At 35.3% G+C, this 23,892-nt stretch carries 23 protein-coding genes and 1 riboswitch; of the genes, 6 read left to right on the top strand and 17 right to left on the bottom strand.

All coding sequences use genetic code 11. The annotated features are described in order from the left end of the window. Positions 1-88: 88 nt before the first annotated feature. Complete coding sequence (locus tag A9G35_RS06345) at positions 89-1,369, bottom strand: MFS transporter (protein WP_065636145.1); 1,281 nt, start codon at positions 1,367-1,369, stop codon at positions 89-91. 234 nt (positions 1,370-1,603) lie between these two features. Between A9G35_RS06345 and A9G35_RS14125 the strand changes: the two genes are divergently transcribed. From A9G35_RS14125 to radA, 3 genes are all read left to right on the top strand, one after another. Beyond that, complete coding sequence (locus tag A9G35_RS14125) at positions 1,604-1,744, top strand: winged helix-turn-helix transcriptional regulator (protein WP_141673803.1); 141 nt, start codon at positions 1,604-1,606, stop codon at positions 1,742-1,744. 195 nt (positions 1,745-1,939) lie between these two features. Then, positions 1,940-2,914: a phosphoserine phosphatase gene (gene serB / locus A9G35_RS06340; RefSeq protein WP_065636144.1), complete on the top strand. Its 975-nt coding sequence runs from the start codon at positions 1,940-1,942 to the stop codon at positions 2,912-2,914. A 9-nt stretch (positions 2,915-2,923) separates the two neighbouring features. Further along, positions 2,924-4,303, top strand: a complete 1,380-nt coding sequence (gene radA / locus A9G35_RS06335) for a DNA repair protein RadA (protein ID WP_065636143.1) — start codon at positions 2,924-2,926, stop codon at positions 4,301-4,303. A gap of 124 nt (positions 4,304-4,427) precedes the next feature. Here radA and ppnN read toward each other — a convergent pair whose 3' ends face one another. The 4 genes from ppnN to A9G35_RS06315 all read right to left on the bottom strand — a co-directional run bounded on the left by ppnN (position 4,428) and on the right by A9G35_RS06315 (position 9,564). Next, positions 4,428-5,804 carry a nucleotide 5'-monophosphate nucleosidase PpnN gene (gene ppnN, locus A9G35_RS06330; protein WP_065636142.1) on the bottom strand — a complete coding sequence of 459 codons (1,377 nt, stop codon included), beginning with the start codon at positions 5,802-5,804 and terminating at the stop codon, positions 4,428-4,430. Positions 5,805-6,238: 434 nt separating this feature from the next. Continuing rightward, on the bottom strand, positions 6,239-6,850 hold the full coding sequence (locus tag A9G35_RS06325) for a hypothetical protein (RefSeq protein WP_065636141.1): 612 nt from the start codon (positions 6,848-6,850) through the stop codon (positions 6,239-6,241). A 12-nt stretch (positions 6,851-6,862) separates the two neighbouring features. Further along, positions 6,863-7,492, bottom strand: coding sequence for a hypothetical protein (locus A9G35_RS06320; RefSeq protein ID WP_065636140.1), 630 nt, complete (start codon positions 7,490-7,492; stop codon positions 6,863-6,865). Further along, entirely contained in the window at positions 7,480-9,564 is a 2,085-nt protein-coding gene (locus tag A9G35_RS06315; RefSeq protein ID WP_065636139.1) for a hypothetical protein, read from the bottom strand. The genes A9G35_RS06320 and A9G35_RS06315 overlap by 13 nt, the downstream gene beginning before the upstream one ends. 604 nt (positions 9,565-10,168) lie before the next feature. Here A9G35_RS06315 and A9G35_RS06310 point away from each other — a divergent pair. Continuing rightward, on the top strand, positions 10,169-11,047 hold the full coding sequence (locus A9G35_RS06310) for a LysR family transcriptional regulator (RefSeq protein WP_065636138.1): 879 nt from the start codon (positions 10,169-10,171) through the stop codon (positions 11,045-11,047). Positions 11,048-11,144: 97 nt separating this feature from the next. On the opposite strand, the gene A9G35_RS06305 is transcribed toward A9G35_RS06310, so the two are convergent. From A9G35_RS06305 to A9G35_RS14120, 3 genes are all read right to left on the bottom strand, one after another. Continuing rightward, on the bottom strand, positions 11,145-12,215 hold the full coding sequence (locus tag A9G35_RS06305) for an alpha/beta hydrolase (RefSeq protein ID WP_065636137.1): 1,071 nt from the start codon (positions 12,213-12,215) through the stop codon (positions 11,145-11,147). A 63-nt stretch (positions 12,216-12,278) separates the two neighbouring features. Then, positions 12,279-13,484 carry an MFS transporter gene (locus A9G35_RS06300; protein ID WP_065636136.1) on the bottom strand — a complete coding sequence of 402 codons (1,206 nt, stop codon included), beginning with the start codon at positions 13,482-13,484 and terminating at the stop codon, positions 12,279-12,281. Further along, on the bottom strand, positions 13,399-13,752 hold the full coding sequence (locus A9G35_RS14120) for a cyclophilin-like fold protein (protein ID WP_176701398.1): 354 nt from the start codon (positions 13,750-13,752) through the stop codon (positions 13,399-13,401). The genes A9G35_RS06300 and A9G35_RS14120 overlap by 86 nt, the downstream gene beginning before the upstream one ends. 467 nt (positions 13,753-14,219) lie before the next feature. Continuing rightward, positions 14,220-14,346, top strand: a riboswitch (molybdenum cofactor riboswitch). Here A9G35_RS14120 and moaA point away from each other — a divergent pair. Continuing rightward, the gene (gene moaA, locus A9G35_RS06290) at positions 14,341-15,315 is read left to right on the top strand and encodes a GTP 3',8-cyclase MoaA (RefSeq protein WP_065636149.1); all 975 of its coding nucleotides are present in this window, start codon (positions 14,341-14,343) and stop codon (positions 15,313-15,315) included. It overlaps the preceding riboswitch by 6 nt. Here the strand turns inward: moaA and gluQRS are convergent. The 3 genes from gluQRS to folK form a co-directional block, all read right to left on the bottom strand. Beyond that, on the bottom strand, positions 15,295-16,182 hold the full coding sequence (gene gluQRS, locus A9G35_RS06285) for a tRNA glutamyl-Q(34) synthetase GluQRS (protein ID WP_065636134.1): 888 nt from the start codon (positions 16,180-16,182) through the stop codon (positions 15,295-15,297). The two genes, moaA and gluQRS, sit on opposite strands and share 21 nt — an antisense overlap. 42 nt (positions 16,183-16,224) lie before the next feature. Continuing rightward, the gene (dksA, locus tag A9G35_RS06280; RefSeq protein WP_065636133.1) at positions 16,225-16,680 is read right to left on the bottom strand and encodes an RNA polymerase-binding protein DksA; all 456 of its coding nucleotides are present in this window, start codon (positions 16,678-16,680) and stop codon (positions 16,225-16,227) included. A 136-nt stretch (positions 16,681-16,816) separates the two neighbouring features. Next, a complete protein-coding gene (gene folK, locus A9G35_RS06275) occupies positions 16,817-17,302 on the bottom strand; it encodes a 2-amino-4-hydroxy-6-hydroxymethyldihydropteridine diphosphokinase (RefSeq protein ID WP_065636148.1) in 486 nt (161 codons plus the stop codon). 224 nt (positions 17,303-17,526) lie between these two features. Between folK and A9G35_RS06270 the strand changes: the two genes are divergently transcribed. Beyond that, positions 17,527-18,885, top strand: coding sequence for an MmgE/PrpD family protein (locus A9G35_RS06270; protein ID WP_065636132.1), 1,359 nt, complete (start codon positions 17,527-17,529; stop codon positions 18,883-18,885). A 324-nt stretch (positions 18,886-19,209) separates the two neighbouring features. Here A9G35_RS06270 and A9G35_RS06265 read toward each other — a convergent pair whose 3' ends face one another. The 6 genes from A9G35_RS06265 to A9G35_RS06240 all read right to left on the bottom strand — a co-directional run. Then, complete coding sequence (locus tag A9G35_RS06265; RefSeq protein ID WP_065636131.1) at positions 19,210-19,962, bottom strand: amino acid ABC transporter ATP-binding protein; 753 nt, start codon at positions 19,960-19,962, stop codon at positions 19,210-19,212. Positions 19,963-19,973: 11 nt separating this feature from the next. Beyond that, entirely contained in the window at positions 19,974-20,645 is a 672-nt protein-coding gene (locus A9G35_RS06260) for an amino acid ABC transporter permease (protein ID WP_065636130.1), read from the bottom strand. Next, entirely contained in the window at positions 20,642-21,421 is a 780-nt protein-coding gene (locus A9G35_RS06255) for an amino acid ABC transporter substrate-binding protein (protein WP_065636129.1), read from the bottom strand. The genes A9G35_RS06260 and A9G35_RS06255 overlap by 4 nt, the downstream gene beginning before the upstream one ends. Further along, positions 21,418-21,942 carry a GNAT family N-acetyltransferase gene (locus tag A9G35_RS06250; RefSeq protein WP_081300132.1) on the bottom strand — a complete coding sequence of 175 codons (525 nt, stop codon included), beginning with the start codon at positions 21,940-21,942 and terminating at the stop codon, positions 21,418-21,420. The genes A9G35_RS06255 and A9G35_RS06250 overlap by 4 nt, the downstream gene beginning before the upstream one ends. After that, positions 21,939-23,300 carry an adenylosuccinate lyase gene (gene purB / locus A9G35_RS06245; protein ID WP_065636127.1) on the bottom strand — a complete coding sequence of 454 codons (1,362 nt, stop codon included), beginning with the start codon at positions 23,298-23,300 and terminating at the stop codon, positions 21,939-21,941. The genes A9G35_RS06250 and purB overlap by 4 nt, the downstream gene beginning before the upstream one ends. 163 nt (positions 23,301-23,463) lie before the next feature. Next, positions 23,464-23,892: aminotransferase class I/II-fold pyridoxal phosphate-dependent enzyme (locus tag A9G35_RS06240; protein WP_141673802.1), on the bottom strand; the 429-nt coding region annotated here is incomplete at its 5' end.

Here is a 23,892-nt window from a genome sequence, read left to right as displayed (position 1 = left end):
TTTTTCTCGATAATGTTATTATAATAATAAGAGTTTAAGAAAATCCTACCAAATATTTTTAATAGGATCTTCTAATAAAATGGCTAAGTTATAAAGTAGTTTGATTTTCTGTAATTGGTTTAATATCTTTCAATACAAATAAGTAGACAAGTGCTCCTATTGCACAAGCACAACCTGAAACTACTAACGCATACATAAATGAGCCTGTTGCACCAATAATATATCCTGTTACAATTGGACCTAATATACCTCCGCAATTTGAAACCGTATTTTGGATCCCGCCTAAAACAGATGTCATATTTCTTGGCGCAACATCGCCTGGTAGGCACCAAATGGCTGAACCAGCAAAAGCAAGACCAATATATGAAATACAAAGCAGAGTCATCATTATGGCTATAGAATTAACTAAACCAGCAAATGAAATTGATGTTGCAATTAACATACCACCGACCAGATTAAGTTTTCTGGCAAGATTAATGTTATCTGTTTTTATGTAAATAAAGTCAGTTAACCAACCTCCAATCCATTGTCCAATGATTCCACATAAAGGCGGTAACATAGCAAGAATGCCCATTTCAGTTAAACTTAAGCCTCGTTCTTTCATTAAATAGGTTGGGAACCAAGTAATAAAAAAGTAGACTGCGTAATTAAGCATAAAAAATCCAATACACATGGCAAGCACATTACGATATTTTAATAATTGATACCATTTCATTGGTTGTATAGTATCTATTCCTTCTTTTTTGATTTGACCGTCACGAATGTATTTTAATTCTTTTGTACTGATGCTAGGGTGTTGTTCTGGGTTTCGATAAACACATAACCACCAAACAACCCAAATAAGCCCTAAAGCTCCACAAATAAAAAACGCAGCATGCCAACCCCAGGCAGCAATAATCCAAACCACAAGAGGCATGGTGAATGCCGTACCAAAACGTGAACCACTATCAAATAGTGCAGTAACGCGTCCTCTTTCTCGATCAGGGAACCATTTTGCTGTAATCCCCCCATTACAAGGATATGCGGCAGCTTCTCCAATCCCCATAAACACCCTAGCAAAAATAAAACCGATAGGAGATGTTGCGAGTGCTGTTGCACCTGTTGCTAAAGACCACCAAGTTACCGAACCTGCAAGAGTTGTTCTTTGTCCAAAACGATCTGCAAGGAATCCAGCAGGAATTTGGCAACATGCATAGCTTAAGAAAAATGCAGACATGATCCATCCCATCGCTTCAGGTGAAATATTTAAATCAATAGCAATAATAGGTGCAGCTGCAGACATTACAGTTCTATCTAAATAATTAATCACAATAGCAAATAACATAAGTATTGCTATATGGAATCGAACACGATTATTTCTTTTAGGCATAAAAAACCTCTTACTATAAATTATTTAATAATATATTCAGTTAGTTATATTTTTTTTGATTAAGATAATAAAGGTTACTAACGAATAAGCCATTTCACTAAAATGGCTACAATTAATAGTAGAGAAAAAATTTATTTAGATAAGGAGTTGTTTGTTCGATTGTGGTCTGGATAATATTTTTCTGTTTTTTATTTGTTTTTTTTATTTATTTTTCATTATTTATATTAGAGGTCGTTGAAAGATCAACATCCTCTAATTACTCAATGCGTTTTTGCTGATAAACCACCTTTAAAAGTTGTATATAAATTAACTCTATATGGCGAAAGATTAGAGCTTGTATTGGAGCAACTTTGCTTATGGGCATTGAATGTTTAAGCTTGATATAAGCACCACTTGAAATGAATGAAGATAAATTACTGATTTATTTGTTATGTATTTTGTCAAAAAGTTTCAGGAAACATACTTGTTTAAGTATAAAAGTGGATGGTGAACAACAAAATCCTCACTTGGACAATCTTTAATAGTTATGGTAAATTTTGGGCTTATTTTATGTTATAAAGACTTCTTAATATGGCTTATATACTTACCTACAATGATCTTCCTGAAAATATTCAATCTTGGCAGGGTTTACCGCTTTCATTAAATGGTGGCGAAGTGGTTCCTTTGGATTATAATGCTGGTAAAACAGGTTGGATTATTTATGGCAAAAAGTTAAATAAGACAATCTTGTCAAAATTCCAAGAGCAACTTGCCATGCCAATGGTAATTGTATCATCGTGGAAAATAAAGACTTACCAAATTGTTCGTATTGCAGGTGTTATGCCTAAAAAAGCCAAATCGATTTCATTAACTTTAGGTATTGATGTTGCACCAATTGATAATTTACCTACGCTACGATCCCCTGGATTATTGGTTATGGATATGGATTCGACGGCGATCGGTATTGAATGTATTGATGAGCTTGCTAAATTGCAGGGTGTTGGTGAGCAGGTTGCGGCAGTGACCGAACAAGCGATGCATGGTGAACTTGATTTTGCGGCGAGTTTACGCAAACGTGTGGCAACTTTAAAAGGCGCACATCAAGCTATTTTAGATCAAGTGAAAGATAATTTACCACTTACTCCCGGACTTACTTATTTAGTGAAAGAACTGCATAAAAAAAATTGGCATGTTGCTATTGCGTCAGGCGGTTTTACTTATTTTGCTGATCACTTAAAGCAAAAGCTAAAATTAGTTGATGTTTATGCCAATGAATTAGAGATTAAAAATGGTAAATTAACTGGTAAAGTCACAGGGGAAATTGTTGATGCTAAATATAAAGCAAGAACATTACAGCAGTTAGCCACATCGCTAGATATTCCCATTGAGCAAACGGTTGCGATTGGTGATGGCGCTAATGATTTGATGATGATTCGTATTGCAGGTCTTGGCGTTGCTTATCATGGTAAGCCTAAAGTTGTCGAAAAGGCACGAATTAGTATTAATTATGCTGATTTAACTGGATTATGGTGCATTTTATCAACCAGTTTATTAAGCGAAGGTTAGGAGATTAAATTGGCAAAAGCAGTAAAACGTGCTTATGTTTGTAATGATTGCGGAGCAGATTACCCACGTTGGCAAGGACAATGCAGTTCATGTCACGCTTGGAACACCATTACTGAAGTTAGACTTGCTAGCACTTCATCGCGTAATTATCGATTAACAGGATATGCTGGTAGCAGTATTGGACAAGCTAAAATTGAAAAATTATCTGAAATCAGCTTAGAGGCATTACCTAGGTTTTCAACAGGGTTTTCAGAATTTGACCGCGTGCTTGGTGGGGGCGTTGTACCGGGCAGTGCTATTCTTATCGGTGGAAACCCTGGGGCAGGTAAAAGTACACTGTTACTGCAAACCATGAGTAAGCTATCTTCGCAAATGAATACGCTTTATGTTACAGGTGAAGAATCGCTCCAACAAGTGGCAATGCGTGCTCATCGTTTAGGATTACCCGCTGATAATATCAATATGCTATCTGAAACCAGCATAGAACAAATCTGCTTACTGGCCGAACAATCGCAACCTAAACTGATGGTGATTGACTCAATTCAAGTTATGCACTTAACTGACATTCAATCCTCCCCCGGTAGTGTTGCACAAGTGCGTGAAACAGCAGCTTATTTAACGCGTTTTGCCAAAACAAAAGGCATTGCCATTATTATGGTTGGACATGTCACCAAAGATGGCTCGCTCGCAGGGCCTAAAGTGCTTGAACATTGCATTGACTGTTCTGTCTTATTAGATGGTGATGCTGATTCACGCTTTAGAACATTACGAAGCCATAAAAACCGTTTTGGTGCAGTGAATGAACTTGGCGTATTTGCCATGACCGAACAAGGTCTAAAAGAAGTCAGCAACCCATCAGCTATCTTTTTAAGCCGTGGTGATGAAATGCTACCGGGTAGTTCGGTAATGGTATTGTGGGAAGGAACACGTCCATTACTGGTTGAAATTCAAGCTCTTGTTGATCACTCTATGTATGGCAATCCACGACGCGTGACTGTAGGGTTAGATCAAAACCGACTTGCATTATTACTTGCGGTATTGCATAGGCATGGTGGGCTACAAATGGCCGATCAAGATATTTTTGTTAATGTGGTTGGTGGTGTTAAAGTCACCGAAACCAGTGCCGATTTGGCATTAATTTCGGCTTTAGTATCTAGTTTTCGTAATCGCCCATTACCGCAAGATATCGTTATTTTTGGTGAGATTGGATTAGGTGGTGAAATTCGCCCAGTACCAAGTGGACAAGAACGCATTACTGAAGCGGCTAAACATGGCTTTAAAAAAGCAATTGTACCTATTGCTAACATGCCTAAAAAGAAACCCGAAAATATGCAAATTTTTGGTGTCAAAAAAGTATCAGAAGTATTGGATATTTTAAGTAATTTTTAGATAAAAATTATATTTGCCTTTTACCCAAACCTATCCGCCAATAAGATATCGGCGGATACGATAAATTAAGCAGTTATGCTAGCTTACAATTAAATATTATATGAAATACCAAGTTAAATAAATGTTAATAACAGATCTCATAACATGGCTGATAAGCTGCTCCACCTGGTAACTTCATACGGTCTTGCTTAATAAAACTTCGCAATAAATTATCCATTTGCTTCATAATTTCGCTATCGCCTTGTAGCTTATAAGGACCTTTTTCAGCGATTTGCTTCATACCAAACTCTTTAACATTGCCAGCCACAATACCTGAAAACGCACGGCGTAAATCCGCAGCTAATAGTTCAACAGGTTGATCCTTATGAAGATTTAATGACGCCATATTGTCATGAGTTGGCTCAAATGGATGTTGTAGCGATTCATCAATTTTAAGTAACCAATTAAAACCATAAGCATCGCCTGTTTTTAAGCGTGAAGATTTAACATGCTTAACACCTTCTTTCATAATGCGCGCCACTTGTTCAGGTGAATCGATCACAATTTGATAAAGCTTAGTTGCTTCATCGCCTAATGTGCTACGAATAAAGCTATCGATAGAAGCAAAATAGGCTTCGCACTCTTTAGGGCCAGTTAAAATTAGCGGTAATGCTTGATGTTTATTGGCTGGATTTAGCAAAATACCCAGAATATAAAGCAACTCTTCGGCAGTGCCGGGACCACCAGGAAAAATAACAATACCATGAGCCATTCGCACAAACGCTTCAAGGCGCTTTTCGATATCAGGCATAATAATAAGTTCATTAACTAGTGCATTAGGTGGCTCTGCGGCAATGATTGACGGCTCGGTCATGCCAATAAAACGGCTCTCTTTATAACGTTGCTGTGCATGACCTACTGCGGCGCCTTTCATTGGCGCTTCCATCACACCCGGGCCACAACCTGTGCAAATATTTAACTCTCGTAAGCCCAGTTGCATACCTACTTGACGGGCATAGTAATATTCATTTTCATTAATAGAATGTCCACCCCAACAAACAACCAAATTTGGCTCTTCGCCCACATGGAGCGCATTGGCATTGCGTAAAATCGAAAATACAAGGTTAGTAATATAAAAAGAGTGATCTTTTTCAAGTTGGACATTTGCCATTAACTCTTTAATGGTACTAATTTGGCTATTTAAAAATAAAATATCTCGCAATACTGCAAAAAGATTTGCTTGAATCGAGCGAATAATCTTTCCATCAACAAAAGCGCTTTCTGGCGCATTCACTAATTCTAATTTAACACCACGCTCTTTACTAATAACATTGATTTCAAAAGATTTAAATCTATCAAGTAAATCTTTAGTATTATCGGTCTTGCTTCCTGCATTTAATGTCGCTAATGAGCAATTTCGATATAATTGATAAAGCTCACTATTGGCTGATTTTTTTAGAATATCAACTTCAGCCTGAGCAAGTAAATCCATCGATCCTAATGGGCTAATATGGGTAATCATCGCAACCTCAATATAACATTTTTATCAATAAAAAGATTATTATATACTTAAATCGATTGAATAAGTAAAGCGAATAAATGTAATCAATTCAAATACAAATTCATAGTTAATGGATTTTGCTTCTTGAAAGAAACAACTATTAATTATTTACCTGTATGGATAATAATGGTTAGTTGTTTGGTGTATTGATTGAATTTGGTATTGTGATTTCGGACGTTTTGGCTTTAAGTGATGAGAATAGCTACAAAGATCTTGTCCGAACCAAGAAAATTTGAAGTGAATTCGCTTGTTATTGGCACATTCTGGTGCCGAAAAAGACAAACAGCATAACCTAGGGGTGGATTTGTGAGAGAATTTTTTATTCAAGAAAGCTAATTACCTATCAAAAAATTCAGAAAAAGTAATAATTTTATTTATGTTTTTGTTCATCTTTTTTAATCCTTAAATGTAATCACCTTATTCTTCTTAATACCTGTATCAAAACTTCCATCTGAGCTGTAATACGTTGCTCTTGCGTCAAGAAGCACTTCGTTATTGAGCGAGATTGTGTGATTATAGTACTGTTGTAATCGTTTGTCCTTTGCCCAGTTGGGGATGTTGGTGTAATGGTAGTTATAGTCGATCCACTTTCCGTTCTTGACGGTATAGACGTAGTTTATCTTGATATTGTACGTGTCATTGATTTTATCCACAATGATACTACCAAAGCAGAATGCCCCTTTGTTGTCGATAAAATACTGTTTACCTTCTTCGGTTAGTTTGTACCTTACTCCTTCGATTTCAATCGTGTTATTTTTGTCGATAAAGTTGGCTTTGATGTTGCTTGTTTCTAAGAATTTGAGTTCGACAAATAGGTCGAGTATTTCAGTTGGTTTATCGAAAAATATGTCCGCAGGCAAGAGGTTCTGCTTATTTGGCAAGAAATAACACAGTGCTTGGTTGTCTTGTCTGCTTAAAGCATTCTGTAGCGATTTTTCATAATTTGTATTGTCGCAACCCAATAGCAATAAACTGAAAGTAGCGATAAGTGGGTATTTTAAATTCATGATGATTAATTCCTACATATTAACAATTAAACCAATACCCGATTCACTGTAGAGCTGTTTTGTTTGCTCGTCGTAACTAAAACTTGCGATATTGGTTTTTAATTGATTTTGTGGCTCTAATTTTGGCGGCAATTTATCAATAATATACTGATATTTAATTTCAACATAACTGTTATGCGGTGTTATTTTGGTTATCGATTTGACAATCACTTTGCCAAGACAAAAACCTGACTGACTTATGTTAGGCCAGATTCTATGGTGTTTTTTGCCTTCTTCGGTAAGGTTATAGATATAAACGTTTTCATCTTGGCTATTTTTGTAGATGTCAATTTGTTCCGTTAGCAAGCCAGCTTCTGTTAACCTTTGTAATAGCTTAAATTCGTTACTGTTTTTGTATCGGTCAAATACGTAATAAGGCGGATTTGTTTTTAGTAGCAATATGCAATTTATCGGTTCACCATTACCGTTTATGGTGTCGAACCTCTGTTGGATTTCGTTTTGCCATTGTAGTTCCGTTAAATTAAAAGCCTCAGGCTGTTGTTTTTGTTGCGCTTGGTTTTGTGACGTAGTATCACACGCTGTTAGGGTGAGTGTGATGATTGTTGCTACGATGGTGCTAGTTAAGGACTTTATCTGTTCCATGTGGTTTTTCCCTCTTTTATTGGGTAGTTGTTTTCCTTGAAAGAAAACAGCTCATGGTAACCCGTGACTTCGGTTTTCCCTGGGTGTTGTTTAAGCAGTTCAGTTACCATTCGTGGAAAGCAAGATTGTTTATCTAAGTAAAGAAAGTTATCAGCCGATAATGCCGAATCTTTTATTGATAATTTACGGCAAGGATAGGTTGAGTTGATATCGGCCTTTTCAAAAGGTGTGATGCGTTTTGTCCAGTCAAATTCTATCGGTTTGAAGTCGAGATAGTCGTCAAAGTAGTTGTTTTTCATGACGATGATGTGGTCTTTGACAAATTGTATATATTCGATAATTTGACTTGCTCTAGTTTTGTCGTTTTCTGCCGCATAATATCGATAGCCAAATTTTAAGCTCTGGTTTTCAAAGTCAAATTTAGGGTCGATTAGCCATTCAAATTGTTTGGTTGTGTAGTTTTTTATTTTTGCAGAAATCTGTTTTTTTAGTTGTTCAATTTTGGTTTTGTCGTTAAATTGCGCTTTGGCTTCAAGTAAGTCAATAAACCCTGTTTTATACACGTTGATGCATAATCGGTTTTTATTGTCATAAGCTGGCGCGATAAACCTGTCACAATGGCTTGTGTTTGATGGGGCGTATCTTTCACTGTATATATACCCTTCCGGTATACTCAGTGTTGCGATATCTTCAATTGTAACAGTGTTAGGGCCTGCAAGATAAATATAGCTTTCTTCGTATGTAAAGCTATTTATTTTTTTGTTTGATTGGCGCTGTGTAAAATAGTGACTGATTTCAGGTATTTTGTCTTCTGGTATTGTAATCTCTTCGCTTTTTTGTTCTTTATTTTGATAATGGTAGTTATCTGTTTTTGCTGATTGTATATAACGATCTAAAAGACATTCTCGATCTAGGTTTGTTGGCCAGACGATTTGTTTTTTTGCATTTTTTAACACTTTAACATTGCGATAACAGTTGCTGTTTTGTTCCGGACCGATGATATCTTCGTAAAGTAATATGTTGCCATTGCTATCAAAAATCGATAGCAACATTTCTTTATTTTGATTTTCTTCTTCTTTTTCATTTTTATTGTGGGGTGCGGATTTTTGAGCATAGTAGCGTTTTTCTGCGCCGACTTTAACAAGGGAATAATTATCAAACTCACCAATTGTTTTGCCCGTAACATCAATCAAACGCACTTTTTTAGCATTATAATTATCCTTTACCCAACTTGCTGCACCATATAGCTTTGATACGTTATCGTATTGATTTTGATAATGCATCTTTCCATTATAATCGTAAATTTGATAAACCTTGTATTTATCTTGGTAATTACCTAGCCAAAAGTAACCTGTTGATAGGTTATTTTTATAACCATCACTTCCAAAATTCGTATTCCATGCTCTGGGTCCGACATTGGTTTCTTTGCCTGTTTTAGTGTTTACTAAATAAAAACTGTTATTTTTTTTGCATAGTTGCATGATTGTATCGGATGTGATTATTGAACACGATGGTTTGGGGGTAATTGTGGATTGCGTTTGTATTGGTTTTGGGTGTTTTTTGAAAAATCTCCCCTGTAGATTTAAATAGCCTTCTTCATATTCTGAGGTTGTTACTTCGGCATAACCATTAATGAAAGGGCTGATTTTACGGTAATAACGTCCTTTAGGTGTAATTAACTTGCCGTCGGTATCAATGATAACGAATAAGGCTGTGTCTTGATAATGATAGGCCATGCGTTCTTCGCCCAGATAAGTTAAGGTTTTAGTAGTTTTAAATTTCAATATGTCGCCTTGTTTTTCAAAAGCAAATTTGTAGTTATCTATCTTTTTTATATTATTGTAGATATTTTTATCGTGATAGTTGGTTAACTGTACAATCCAATAATGATCTTGGTATTTTATTGATTTGACATGTTCGCTGTCATCGATAATCACTGTACCATCGCGATCAAAGAGTAGATTGTTATAAGCAATATAGTGATTAGTATCATTACTTAATGCGGATGTTGTGAATAATATAAAGATTAAACTAATTAGATATTCGATGAACTTTACTGTTTTTTGGTTCATTGTAAGTCGCTTCTTTCAATTTTATTGTCGGTTAAGTTGTTGGAAAATGGTGCTCGTTTGAATGTGAGTGAGTTAATGGTGTGGTTTACTGATGATCTATTTTGTATAAACATGCGGTTAGTAACATCTATCATGCAATAACTTAAACACCTATTCTTTGGCAATTATTACCGGTTATCGTTTAATATTTGTAATATAGTCAAATAATTGAATAAAATCAATATAAGATTATCAGAAATTGACACTATGTAAATTCAATATACTCATAATCGGTAAAATAATCGGTCTATATAAATGTACTGTTTTTTAATAAATTGCCTAAAATAGCTCTTTTGGTGGGGTAAATCGTTTACTTGTAAAGGCCAATTTGTTCATAGTCAAAAAATAAAGGCTATGCTAGAGTGAACTAAACTCTGAAACTATTTTATCTAATTGAAATATTTGTCTCATAAGGTGATTAGCCACGCTATAGCTAAGAAATAGCGATGTTTTTCTAAACCCTTTTAAAGGATTATGTTAATAATGAAATAGAAGCAATATTCTATTTTAATAAAATCATTTAGGTATAAAATTATTGTTAAATAAAAAATGGTGGAAAAGGTAAATGTTAGAGATAAAAATTTTACGTTATTTTCTTGCTCTTGCTAAAGAAGAAAGTATTACCGCTGCCGCCAACCATTTGCATTTAACTCAACCTACCTTATCTCGTCAGTTGATGGAGCTTGAACAAACACTTGGCACTCCCCTATTTATTCGCGGCAGTAGACGAATTACCTTGACCGATGAAGGAGTTCGATTACGTAAACGTGCCGAGGAGATACTGGAACTTGTGCATAAAACAGAAGAAGAGTTTCAAGCACCCACCGAAAGTATTAGTGGTGATATTTATATTGGTTGTGGTGAAACCGATGCAATGAAGTTGGTGGTGAATGTGATTAAATCAATGCAAGAGATTTACCCACACATCCGCATCCATATTTATAGTGGTAATGCAAATGATGTCACCGAACGTATTGATAAGGGATTACTTGATTTTGGTGTGTTAATTGAACCGACTCATCTAACAAAATATGAATCATTGTGTCTTCCTCAACAAGATACATGGGGAGTATTAATGAGAAAAGATTGTGCGTTGGCAAATCTTGAAGTCATTTCTCCTTCTGATTTATGGTCATTACCACTGATTGTTTCCCAACAAAAATATGTTAGCGATAGCATTGAACAATGGTTTAAACGAAACTATGAAAAATTAAATATTATTGCAACATATAACTTAATATTTAATGCAGCTTTAATGGTTGAACAACACATCGGATATGCCTTGTGTTTAGATAAACTGATTAATACAGCAGGCGATACCCCACTTTGTTTTAAACCTTTATATCCAAAATTAAAAGTAGATGTGAATATTGTCTGGAAAAAATATCATGTATTTTCTAAAGCTGCTGAACTTTTTTTAAAACAGCTAAAAAAACATTTTTGATATTCATCTGCTATTTTATAATGATGAGCAAAAGCAAGGGAGCTTCGTAAATCATTACTCCCTTTGTTATTGGACAAGATTTCATTAAAATTAATGGCTATTTTAAATGCGTTTTAAAAAAGGTTGTTAATTTATCAAAAGGGATTAAATCGATTCGATCATAAAGATCAACATGCCCTGCTCCTTTTACATAATAGAGTTCTTTCGGTTCTATTGCTCGGTTATAAGCATCTTCACTGAACTCTTTAGAATGAGCCTTATCACCTGTGATAAATAACATTGGTCGTGGTGAAATGGTTTCAATATCGTTAAATGGATAGAAGTTCATAAATTTTACATTACTGGTTAATGTTGGGTGAGTCGTTAGTTCTGGTGTTGAATTGGCTGGCGTATATTCACCACGGGGTGTACGATAAAAATCGTAAAATTCATGGGCAATTGGACCATCTTCTGGTTTGAGTTGCCCTTTATTAACCGTACCACTTGTATATAATGTCTGACCACCGGTAAATTCAACATAACGTTGTTCTGCCGCTTGTTTAATGATCTGTTTTCGCTGTTCAAGTGTTAACGAATGGTGAAGAGCATTACGATTGGCCGACCCCATATCATACATACTTACCGTTGCAATGGCTTTTAAACGAGGATCTATTTTAGCGGCACTAATAACAAAACTACCACTACCACAAACACCAATTACGCCAATATTGTGCCGATCCACAAAAGTTTGCGTACCTAAATAATCAACTGCAGCGCTGAAATCTTCTGCATACATATCTGGCAATACAACATTACGCGGCTGCCCCTCACTCTCGCCCCAAAAAGATAAGTCAATGGCTAATGTAATAAAGCCTTGTTCAGCCATTTTAGTCGCATATAAATTGGCACTTTGTTCTTTAACCGCCCCCATTGGATGTCCTACAATAATGGCTGGATATTTATTTTTTGGATCAAGCGTTTTAGGCATAAATAAATTTCCAACCACGCTCATTTTATATTGATTTAGAAAACTAACTTTTTGCATAGTGACATTATCGCTTTGATAAAAATTATTCACATTGTTAGACATATCAGCTCCCATTACTGATGGTGATAAAAATAACCCAAAAAGACTTAAAAAGACGATTAAAGCAGTACTATCTTTGAAATAAAATAAAACCTTTTTCATTAATGTGATCCTTTTAATAAGTAAATGTTAATTTGATATTTTCAATAAATTGTAAAAATGTTACTACGTGATAGGATGTCCTGTTACACGCGTAAATAACCAAAAGCTGAGTTTAATTAATATCAAGGCACATAAAAAAATTAGCGCAGAACTAAAAAATATACCTTGCATCCCCTTATGATCAAAGATGATGCCTCCCATTGCCGCTGCCAATCCGATAGAAAATTGAATCGCCGCAACAGATAATCCGCCCATCATTTCGGCTTTATCGGCAAGTGTACGTACAATCCAATTAGACCAACCCACAGGAATAAAACCAAACATCAATCCCCAAGCAATAACAAATAAAATGTTGAATGTTATATTTTTATTGATAAACATTAAAATAATAGCAAGCATCAATAAAATAAAATGAACAACTATCATCGTTATTTTAAATTGTTTGCCCATCACAAAACCGGCAATAAGGGTGCCAATACAGTTAGCAATGCCAAATAGAAGTAAAAGCGTAGAGAGGGTATTTGTTTGTAAGGCAAGATTATGTTCTAAAAATGGTCTTAAATATGTGAAAAATATATGATATCCCCCATAACTAAATATCGTGGCTACTATTCCTATCGTTATCCAGCTCTGTTTTAATAGAAAAAACATATTTTTAAAACTATTACCTTGCTGTGCAGGTAAAGTAGGTAATGCAATAAATTGCCAAATAAAGGCGATTGCACCCAGTAATGCCGATAGCAAAAAGATATTTCGCCAACCAATCAGATTACCTAAATAGCTTGCTAATGGTAGTGAAATAATCGTTGCCACTGAAACACCAGCATAGATAATACTTAATGCACGAGATAGATCTTTTGTCGGTACAAGTTGTAGCGTTACTGCTGAGGCCATAGACCAAAAGCCACCAACACATATCCCCAATATGCTGCGCCCTATCAGTAGAATGATATAATTAGGTGTAAATGCGACTAATATATTAGCAATTATCAATAAAATAGAGAGCGTTAATAACACTAATCGTCTATTTATTTTTTTTGTTAGCGGCGCTAGTAGCAAACTTGCAATAACAGCAAAAATCCCCACAGCAGTGACCGTTTGACCAGCCATTCCTTCAGTAATTTTTAATGTTTGTGCAATAGGTGTTAATAAACTAATAGGAATAAACTCAGCCGCAATAAGGCTAGTTACCCCCATGAATAATGAAAAAATAGCAGACCAATGGGATGCTTTTTCTAGTTCTGTCTGACACGATAATAGTGTTTTCATTACATAAAGTACCTTTATTTAACCTTTTAATTGTGAACTTAACGTTGGCATCTTCGCTAGCAAGCGCTTTTAAGCCAGATATGATCTTACCTATATAGGTAAGGCTTTTAGATGCAGTTCCATCTTTATAATAAAAAGCAAGATTTCCCCAAGGAATATAATAAGCAATGTCACCTGTTTTAGGTGAATGCCCCTTAGGGCTGGTTATGCTTAGTTTATTTGGTAAATAAGCAATTTTTTCTGTATCTGCATAATTACTAAAAGTGATTTGTTATAGATAACTGTTTTAAAAGGCTTTGTGTGTAAACATATCAACTAATATGGTTATTGCTTGGTGATCGTTAAATATTAATTTTATCTTCATTTCTTTATCACTTAATAAAGGTTGTATTGAATATGAAGGGTAAATATCGTTTAATAAAAAATACCCAATGAATAATACATAAATAAAATTAGCTGTCTTTTCCATAAAAAAATCGACTATTAGAAAATTAATATGATTTTGTAATATAAATTAAGATAGTTTAAATAACTAACCTAAAAAAAGTATAAGCACTTTACTTATCCATGTAAAATACTTATATTTTATAGATAAACATGCCTTAAAAGCATGAGTAACATTTTCTTATACCTAATCTATTCCACCATTTAAAACCAAAAAGATATTATTTCCGTCAAAAATCGTTTACTTGTAAAGGTCAATTTGTTCATAGTCAAAAAATAAAGTCTATGCTAGACTGAACTAAACTCTGAAGCTATTTTACCTAAGTGAAATATTTATTTCATACGGTAGATTAGCCGCGGTATAGCTCAGAAATGGCTATGCTTCCCGATTTGGATAAGGTGTTTATTTTATATGCAATTAATGGATAATTATCAACGTCGATTTCAGTATCTGCGTTTATCGATTACCGAGCAGTGTAATTTTCAGTGTCAGTACTGCCTGCCTAATGGTTATCAACCTAATAAAACACATCAATTTTTAACACTTAACGAGATTGATAATGTAGTATCAACATTTGCTGAACTTGGTGTGCACAAAATTCGGTTAACAGGTGGTGAACCTAGTTTGCGTCGTGATTTTATTGATATTTTGTCGCTGATTTCTTCATATCCAAGCATTAACGAAATAGCTATAACAACTAATGGGTCGCGTTTGTTAAAAGATATTCATCACTGGCATCAAGCAGGTTTGAATGCGATTAATATTAGTATTGATAGTCTTTCCCCCCATTTGTTTAAAGTAATTACTGGGCAAGATAAGTTGAAAGAATTATTGCAATGTGTTGAAAAATCGTTAGAAGTTGGTATAAAAAAGGTCAAAATTAATACAGTTTTGATGAAAAACATGAATGATAATCTAAATGATTATTTATCGTGGATTAAACCGCGTCCTGTTGAATTGCGTTTTATTGAACTGATGGAAACAGGCGAAAGTGGTGATATTTTTAATCGTTACCATGTTTCAGGGCAATCAATCGAATTACAACTAATTAAGCAAGGTTGGCAGTTGCAGCCTAAAGCGGCTTTATCTGGGCCCGCTAAGGTTTATGCTCATCGTGATTATCAAGGCAAGATTGGGCTGATTATGCCATATTCAAAAGATTTTTGTAAGAGCTGTAATCGGTTAAGAGTATCATCGATAGGTAAGTTGCATTATTGTTTATTTGGTGATGCGGCAGTGGATTTGCGTGATTTGCTCCAAAGTTCAGAACAAAAACAACAATTAATTGAAAGAATCTTTGTTTCGTTAATGATAAAGCCTGAAAGACATCTATTGCATGACCATAAAGTTGGGATTATGCCTAACTTATCTTATGTTGGTGGTTAATAAGCTATTTTGTTTGGGAATATTGGTTATTTTCCAGTTTTTAATCGCCCAATCTAATAACTGTTTTTGCGTGGCATCTTGCCAATCTTGAGGGATTTGTTGTCCTAAAAACTGCAGTGCCTGTATTGTTAAGGATTGCGTATTAATGACCTCAATGGGTTTTGCGTGGTTTTGTTTGGAAAGCTTGTTGCCGTTATTATCTAGTACCAATGGTAAATGACAGTAGCTTGGCGTTGGTAAGCCAAAAAGCTGATAGAGCGAAATCTGTTTAGCGGTGACAGGCAATAAGTCCGCACCTCGCACTATTTCAGTAATACCTTGCTGATAATCATCGAGCACAACCACCAAATTGTAAGCAAATAATCCATCTTTGCGATGAATAATAAAGTCTTCTTGGGCATTTGGGATGTCGAACGTTTGGATGCCACGAATGCGGTCGGTAAATTGATATACGGGTTGAGTCTGTTTTAGGCGTATGGCTAGTGGTTGGTTGAGGCCATTTAGATGTCGATCACGACAAAAACCATCATAAAGCCCATAAGGTAAATTGTGAATGCGTTGTCTTGTGCAGTCACAAAAATAAGCTAGCTGTTTATCTAAAAGAGTTTGTAGAACAGCTTGATAACGTTCACTGCACGCCGATTGGTATAATATTTCATCATCCCAGTATAAATTAAAGACTTCTAATGTTTTTAAGATGAGTGATGAAGCTCCTTTCACTTCTCGTGGTGGATCGATATCTTCAATACGAACCAACCATTTGCCATAACAAGATTTTGCTTGTAAATAGCTACCAAGCGCGGTCACCAGTGAACCAAAATGTAATGGTCCAGATGGTGACGGGGCAAAACGACCAATATAGTGCATAGGTCAGTTAGGTAGAATAATAAAAGGCTAAGAAAGCTAGGTTTACATGCCCATTTGTTTTTCGCGAAGTTCAGCAAGTGTTTTACAGTCGATACATAAATCAGCTGTTGGTCTTGCTTCTAAGCGACGAATACCAATTTCAACTCCACAAGAATCACAATAACCAAAATCATCGTTTTCAATTTTCTTTAATGTTTTTTCGATTTTTTTGATTAGTTTTCGTTCTCTATCGCGAGCGCGTAATTCTAAACTGAATTCTTCTTCTTGCGTTGCTCGGTCAGCAGGATCAGGAAAATTAGCGGCTTCGTCTTGCATGTGCGAAACTGTTTTTCCCATTTCATCTTGTAATTGAGCAAGCCATGCTTCTAAAATAAGTTTAAAATGTTTTAATTGCTTAGGATTCATATACTCCTCGTCTTTTGCCTCTTGATAAGGCTTAAGCCCCGCAATTGAAAGTAGGCTAAGAGAAGATGTATTTAATTTTTGTTCCTTTTTCACAGCAATCCCCTTAAGTACAGATTATTTGCAAGCGGTAAACTATAGCAATAAATTAGCTATTGGCAAATTTTTTTTTATCTTTTTTCAATCTATAAATAAGCAAAATAGTACAACTGTATGTTATTAATAAAGATAATTACTTATCCCACTTTTCTAATCTATTTTTAGGGCATTTGGTTACTAAATCATACAACTTATCGTTATCAGGTAAAATAAGCTCAGGGCTGATATCAAATAGTGGGTAGAGGACAAACTCTCGGTTTTTCATATGATAGTGTGGGATTGTTAGTCTTTCGCTTTCGATCACTAAATCATCATACAGTAAAATATCTAGATCTAAGGTTCTCGCTCCCCATCGATTTTCTTTACGCACACGACCTTGGGCTTTTTCAATTGTTTGTAGAGCATCAAGTAGTTCAATCGGAGATAGGGTTGTTGTAATTTTTATAACGGCATTAAGATAATCATTCTGATCTTGCGGACCCAGTGGCTTACTGCGGTAAAAAGGTGACACTTCTAAACATGTTGTGTTAGGCAATTGCTTTAATGCCGTTATTGCACGATTAGCTTGTGCCAATGGATCTTCAAGGTTGCTGCCTAAGGCGATATAACAAATAGACATAATTAGCCGTTTATTTTTTTGATGTGATTTGTGTTTGATAATAACAATTTTAACATATAACCTCGTTGGCAAAAAAGCTATATCGTTTTGTTACTTATTATTTTTGATTATTAATATATGACTATATAATCTTTAATTTAGTTATGATTATAGGTTATGTTAGTGGCATTAAATAGTGTTATCCATTAAAGGGTTATAGAGTGAATTTATATTGAGATCATCAAATGAATTTAGGTCAACAATTGAGTTATTTGATAAAAAACACACCGGTTATCCACGATGCAGTAGTTATTCAACGGGCTATTAGTGGGGTAATTGATTATTTTGCTAGTAGTTTGCAAGCACGCCATGATATTGATGCTAAAAAATTACTGAGCTGGATCGATGATGAGGGGGGGAGGGCTAGAGCATGGCTTGTTGGTCAAAAAAAACTAGCAACGGCAAGACAAGCCGCATTATTTAATGGTTTTCAAGCCCATTGTTTAGATTATGATGATGTGCATTCTGATGTGCGTGGCCACCCTTCGGCAGTGATTTTATCTGCACTTATTTCAAGTATTCGTTTAGATAATGTTGATTTAAAAATTGATGGTCGGAGGTTTTTAACCGCTTATGTTATCGGTATAGAAGTAATGGCGTTATTAGGTAAAAGTGTTAATCCTGCGCATTATGAAAAAGGTTGGCACACAACTATTACTTTGGGGGGAATTGCGGCAACTGCGGCTATTTGTTATTTATATGATGAACCTTTTTTATCGCAAGCATTAACCTTAGCGGCTACTCAAGCATCAGGAATGCGTTTATTAATGGGAACACCGATTAAATTTTTACACGCAGGATTAGCGGCCGAGCATGCAATACAAGCTGTTGAATGGTTGAGGGCAGGCATACATGCAAAACAGGATTTTTTAAATGATAAATTGGGGTTTTTAGCTATCTATGGGCAAGGTAATGCAAGTCTTGACTTGTGTTATTGGGGAAAACCTTGGAAGATTGTTGAACCAGGATTATGGTTTAAAACTTATTCTTACTGCTCGGCAGCAGCTTATGTTGCCGATGCGGGTAAATTGCTTTATCAGCACCGACAATTAAATGTTGATGATATTGCTAATATTACGCTTTTTTTTGCGCCCGAGAACAGTGATGCTGCATTGATTTATCGGTTGCCTTTGTTTGCCGAGCAGGGGCGTTTTTCTGCTGAGTATATTTTAGCATTAACTTTATTCGGGATACCGCTTGATTTTGAACAATTTTCAGCAACGCTGATCCCTGAACATATCCAAAAATTGATGCAAAAAATGCAACGTAGTTATCAAATACAACTACCGCCACATCGAAAAGCTTATAATGGACGTTATGTAGTCATTGATATTGTGCTTAATAATGGCAAAAAAATTTGCCAACGTATCGATATCCCGAAAGGATCTCCCCAAAATCCATATAGTCAAGCTGAAATGTTATTAAAGCTTATTAATGCCATTAAAAATCAGCAAATAGCTGAAAAATTAACTCAAGATATTCAAGCATTAGCTACTGGATCAGAGGTTAGTCGATTTCTAATGAATTATGTTTTTAGGTTATAGATGTGCATATTGCCACTGTATAAATATAAAAGAGAATACTTAAAAATTTCACTTTTTATATTAAAAAGTCTGTATAGCGTATTGTTTTACACATCCCAATCCATTCTAAATTATGTGTTAAAGTTTTATGTTGATTAACTTTATGGACATTATTCTAGCCAAAATTAGAAAAGTTTTGTAAAAAATATTCAGGATTCTATACCGTCACATTAATCAACAACCCTAATAAAGGATGCTTTGTTGCTTGCATTACCGTGCATTGCAAAGTATCTATTAAGATGTAAAGTTAACAGATAAAGTATTGGTAAGAGTTAATTTGATTAGTTAAATTTCAAAATCAATCTCATCTGTTAATTGACGTAAAAAACGTTGAGTCAGTTCATGTTGAGGGGTGTCAATAATTGATTTGGCTGCCCCCTCTTCAACAATGACACCATTTGCCATAAAGATAATACGATCGGAAACATATTTAGCAAACTCCATTTCATGGGTCACAATGAGCATGGTTATTTTTTCTTTAGCAAGTTGTAGCATGACTTGTAATACTTCATGCACTCGTTCGGGATCAAGGGCTGAGGTGGGTTCGTCAAATAATAGGACTTTTGGCTTAACGGCTAATGCTCTAGCAATGGCAACACGTTGTTGCTGACCGCCTGATAATGTAATGGGGTATTGATCAGCATACGCTAACATGCCTACTCGTTCTAATAATGACAGTGCTAGCTGTTTCGCTTTTTCTTTAGCTATTTTTTGTCCTGTAATTAATGGGTAAGTGATGTTTTCAATTGCAGTTTTATTTTTGAATAAATTATAGTGCTGAAAAACCATTGCCGATTGTTTGCGCAAATTTTTTTCTTCTTTATGATTATAGTGTTCACTATTAAGTGATGCATCGCCAATGCGAATTTCACCTGTATTGGGTTTTTCTAATAAATTTAAGCAACGCAATAAGGTTGATTTTCCCGATCCTGATGGTCCAATAATGGCAACAACTTCGCCTTGCTTGATGTTTAGGTTAATTTCTTTTAATACTTGATTACCAGCAAAGCGCTTTGATAAATGAGATACTGAGATCATAAGGTTTTTCCTTAACGACGATATGGCAAAGTAAGTTTTTGTTCTAATTGTTTTTGTATCCAAGAATAGATAACCACAGTAAGCCAGTAAACAATGCCAACAGCTGAATAGGTTTCGAAATAAAGAAATGAATTAGCTGTTAACATTTTTCCCGCTGCTAATAATTCTTGCACACCTACAAAAAAGGCGACTGAAGAGTCTTTAAGTAATGAAATAAACATATTACCAGCATTAGGGAGTGCGTTTACCATCGCCTGAGGCAATATAATGCCTTGGTAAACTTGAATAGTATTGAGCCCTGATGTTAATCCTGCTTCTTTTTGACCTTGATCGACCGATGCTAAACTTGCACGAAAAATTTCTGCTAAATAAGCCGCATATTTTAAGCTAAAGCAGATAATTGCCGCAGTTGTTGCGCCCATTTGTTTTAAAATGGGAAAAATTTGTGGCGATCCATAATAGATAATAAATAGTAAAACAACGGACGGAATACCACGAAACAGTGAAATAAACAGAGCAAAAATCGAATCGATAATGATGAATTTTTGGTTGCGTAATAGTGCGATAGTTAGCCCAAATACAGTGGCAAACAGAATCGATACGATGGCAATACATAGTGTGACAGGCAAATACGGTAATATCTGCGGAAACACACTAAAAAAGTAGTCTATATTAAATTTCATAAGGTAATGTCTTCGCCAAAATATTTAATTGAAAGATTCTTTAATGTGCCATTTGCTTGTAGCTTTTTTAGGGTTTGATTAAATTTTTCACGCAGAGCTCGACCCTTTTCATTCTTGCTGAATGGAAAAGCAACTTGCTCAATAGTAATTGATTCGCCAACTAGCTTGAATGGCAAGTTTTTACGTTTGATTTCTGCCAGTAAAATGGGCTTTGAATTAACATATCCGTCAACACGCTGATATTCGGTGTCATACATTGCGCCATCTCTAGTTTCGTAAGTTTTGATAGTGATGTCGTTATTTGGAAACGCTTTTTTTAAATTATTGATGTGATTCGAGCCTAATACTCCCGCAATAGTCTTACCTTTAAAATCAGACAATGTATTGATGTTATTATCTTTATGGGTAACAATTTGACTACCGTAAAAGCTATAAGCGTTGGAAAAATCATATTTGGTTTGACGAAAAGGGGTGACAGCTACTGCATTGGCAATGGTATCTAAACGTCCTGAATCAAATTGCCCCATTAAACCACCAAATTCTGCAATGACCCATTCGACTTTATAGCCTAATTCTTTCGCAATTGCTTCGGTAATTTCAACATCAAAACCAACTAAATTGCCATCTTGCTTGTAGCCATTTGGGTAACTTTGTCCAGTAGAGCCTACTTTTATGGTAGGTTGTTCGGTAGTTTGTTTGTTGGATTGATTATCACAGCCAATTAAGGTTAGGCTAGTTAATAAAAGAACCGATAGTAAAGTTCTTATCTTTTTCATTGTGTATTACTCCTTTTTTTCCATTCGGAATAGCTTTTGTCATTTAAGATTTTTTCAAAATAGAGGGTTATATGATCTGGCGTTAAATTTGCGTATCCTATTTTTTTATAACCTTTATTAATATAAGTTTGAGCAAGCCATGGATGATTTGCTGCAGTTCCTAAGGTAACAGCGGGTAATTTTAGTTGATTAATCAAAATCTGTTGTTCAACAAAATCCCATAGCGCATTACCATAGCCTTTGCCTTTATAAGTTGGATCGGTTGCAAACCAGCCTAAATGAGGTAGCCCATAAGGTCCTGGATTATTACCCCATGGAAAGCGGATGCTTAATGTTGATAATAGTTTGCTATTTTTTTCAAATAGGTAGACGGCATTCGATTCAATGTGTTCAATAATTTGTGCTTGTGTGGCTGTTGCTGCTGCAAAGTGAATGCCCAATTGCATGTTAGTTTGATAAGCTCTATGCAATAGTTTTTGATAAGTAGGAATATCATTATATGTCATTAAGCGAAAACTCATGCTAATACTCCACTATGTTCAGCATAGTTAATTACTTGTTCTACTTTTTCAGGGGCGGAACCTAGATAGTTAATTGGATCTAACCAAGTATCAAGTTCCGATTCGGTAAATTCTTTGTTTAAATAAGGATCATCTAATAATATGTCTTTAAATGGACGATTTTGTTCAAATGCTTTCATGGCACTTTGGTAAACTAAATTGTGGGCGGTCTGTTTACCTAATCGTTTACCGATTTCAAACATTACTTTTTCTGACAATAATAAACCTTTTTGCAGTGATAAATTGGTCAACATTTGGTCAGTGTTGACTTTTAATCCTTTAAGCACGGTAAGCGCCGTTTGTAATTGTGCTGAAATGTAAAGGTTAATTTCGGGGAGTGCAACCCATTCGGCACGCCAACTCATGGCATCGCGTTCATGTTCAACTTTCATCGATTCATGAATTAAAGCAACACTTTTTAATAACGGTGCAGTTAAGCTTGCTAACCCTTCTAATGCCGCTGGGTTGCGTTTATGTGGCATAGTAGTTGAACCGATTTTTCCGTCAGAAAAGGGCTCTTCAACTTCGTTAATTTCGGTGCGCATCAAGTTGTAAAATTCATTGCCCATTTTACCTAATGTGCCACTAATTAAGGCGATGACTGATGCGTATTCAGAAAAACGATCACGAGCTGCTTGCCAACCAATATTTGGAGTATTTAATCCCAATATTGTTAAAGCACGGGCTTCAACCTGAGGTCCTAACTTACCCATTGAGGCATAAGTACAAATTGCACCACTAATATTACCGACTAATACTCGCTGTTTGATTTCACTTAAACGTTGTAAGTGCCGAATAAATTCATCCAACCAAACAGCCAGTTTAAAACCAAAGGTTGTCGGTAGTGCTTGCATGCCGTGAGTTCGCCCGGCCATAGGTAAGTATTGGTATTGTTTGGCTAATTTTTTTAATTCACATGCCACCAATTTGGTGTCACGTTCAATAATGGCAAATGATTGCTTAAGTTGTAAAACGGTTGCAGTATCGACAATATCTTGAGTGGTTGCACCATAATGAATAAATTGACCGGCTTCACCCACTTGCTTTTGTAAAGCATTAATTGTTGACATTAACGAATGCCGTGCAACGGCTGCTTCTTGGGCAATTTTCTCTAAAGATAACTTAGTCGCATTAGCTTTTTTGACTATCGTATTAGCCACTTGGGTCGGAATGACTCCAAATTCACCTTCGGCTTTGGCTAATGCAACTTCAACAGCAACTTGTTGCTCAAGTCGATTCTGTTCTGACCATATTGACCGCATTTCAGGAGTGCTAAAGTTATTTCCTAAAACTAAAAAATCCAAAACATGTGATGCCACAAAACAATCCTTAATCAATTTTTATTTATTGATTAATTATTGATAATAATTGTGTTATCGTCTAATAATCAGTTTTCCTATTGATATAACTAAATGGCATAAAAAAACCAATAAGCCTGTGGTTTATTGGTTAGTTTAGGATGATTAATTTGATATTTATTTTTTATAGTACTTTAACAATTGATTCGCAAAGTCTAGACATATTATCTAATGTCATACCAGCAACATTAATCCGTCCTGAGTTAACAATATAGATACCATAGTCGTTGCGTAATTTGAGTACTTGTTCTTCATTTAGACCACTAAATGAAAACATGCCATTTTGTTTAACAATAAAGCTAAAATCTTGACTAGCCCCTTTATCTTGTAAGGTTTTAACAAATAGTTGGCGCATACGGTGAATGCGTTGGCGCATATTGGTTAATTCATTAATCCATTCTTCTTTTAGTTCTTCATTATTTAAAATGTGAGAGACGATTTTAGCACCATGGGCAGGAGGATTAGAATAGTTAGCCCGAATAATCGTTTTTACTTGGCTAAAGGCTCGATCGGCAATTTCACTATTGGCAGCAATTAAAGTAAACGCGCCAAC

The sequence above is a fragment of the Gilliamella sp. Choc5-1 genome (assembly GCF_001690595.1).
GTDB lineage: Bacteria > Pseudomonadota > Gammaproteobacteria > Enterobacterales > Orbaceae > Gilliamella > Gilliamella apicola_M.
Note: the sequence above shows the minus strand (reverse complement) of the source record. Positions and strands in the feature narration are given on the sequence as shown.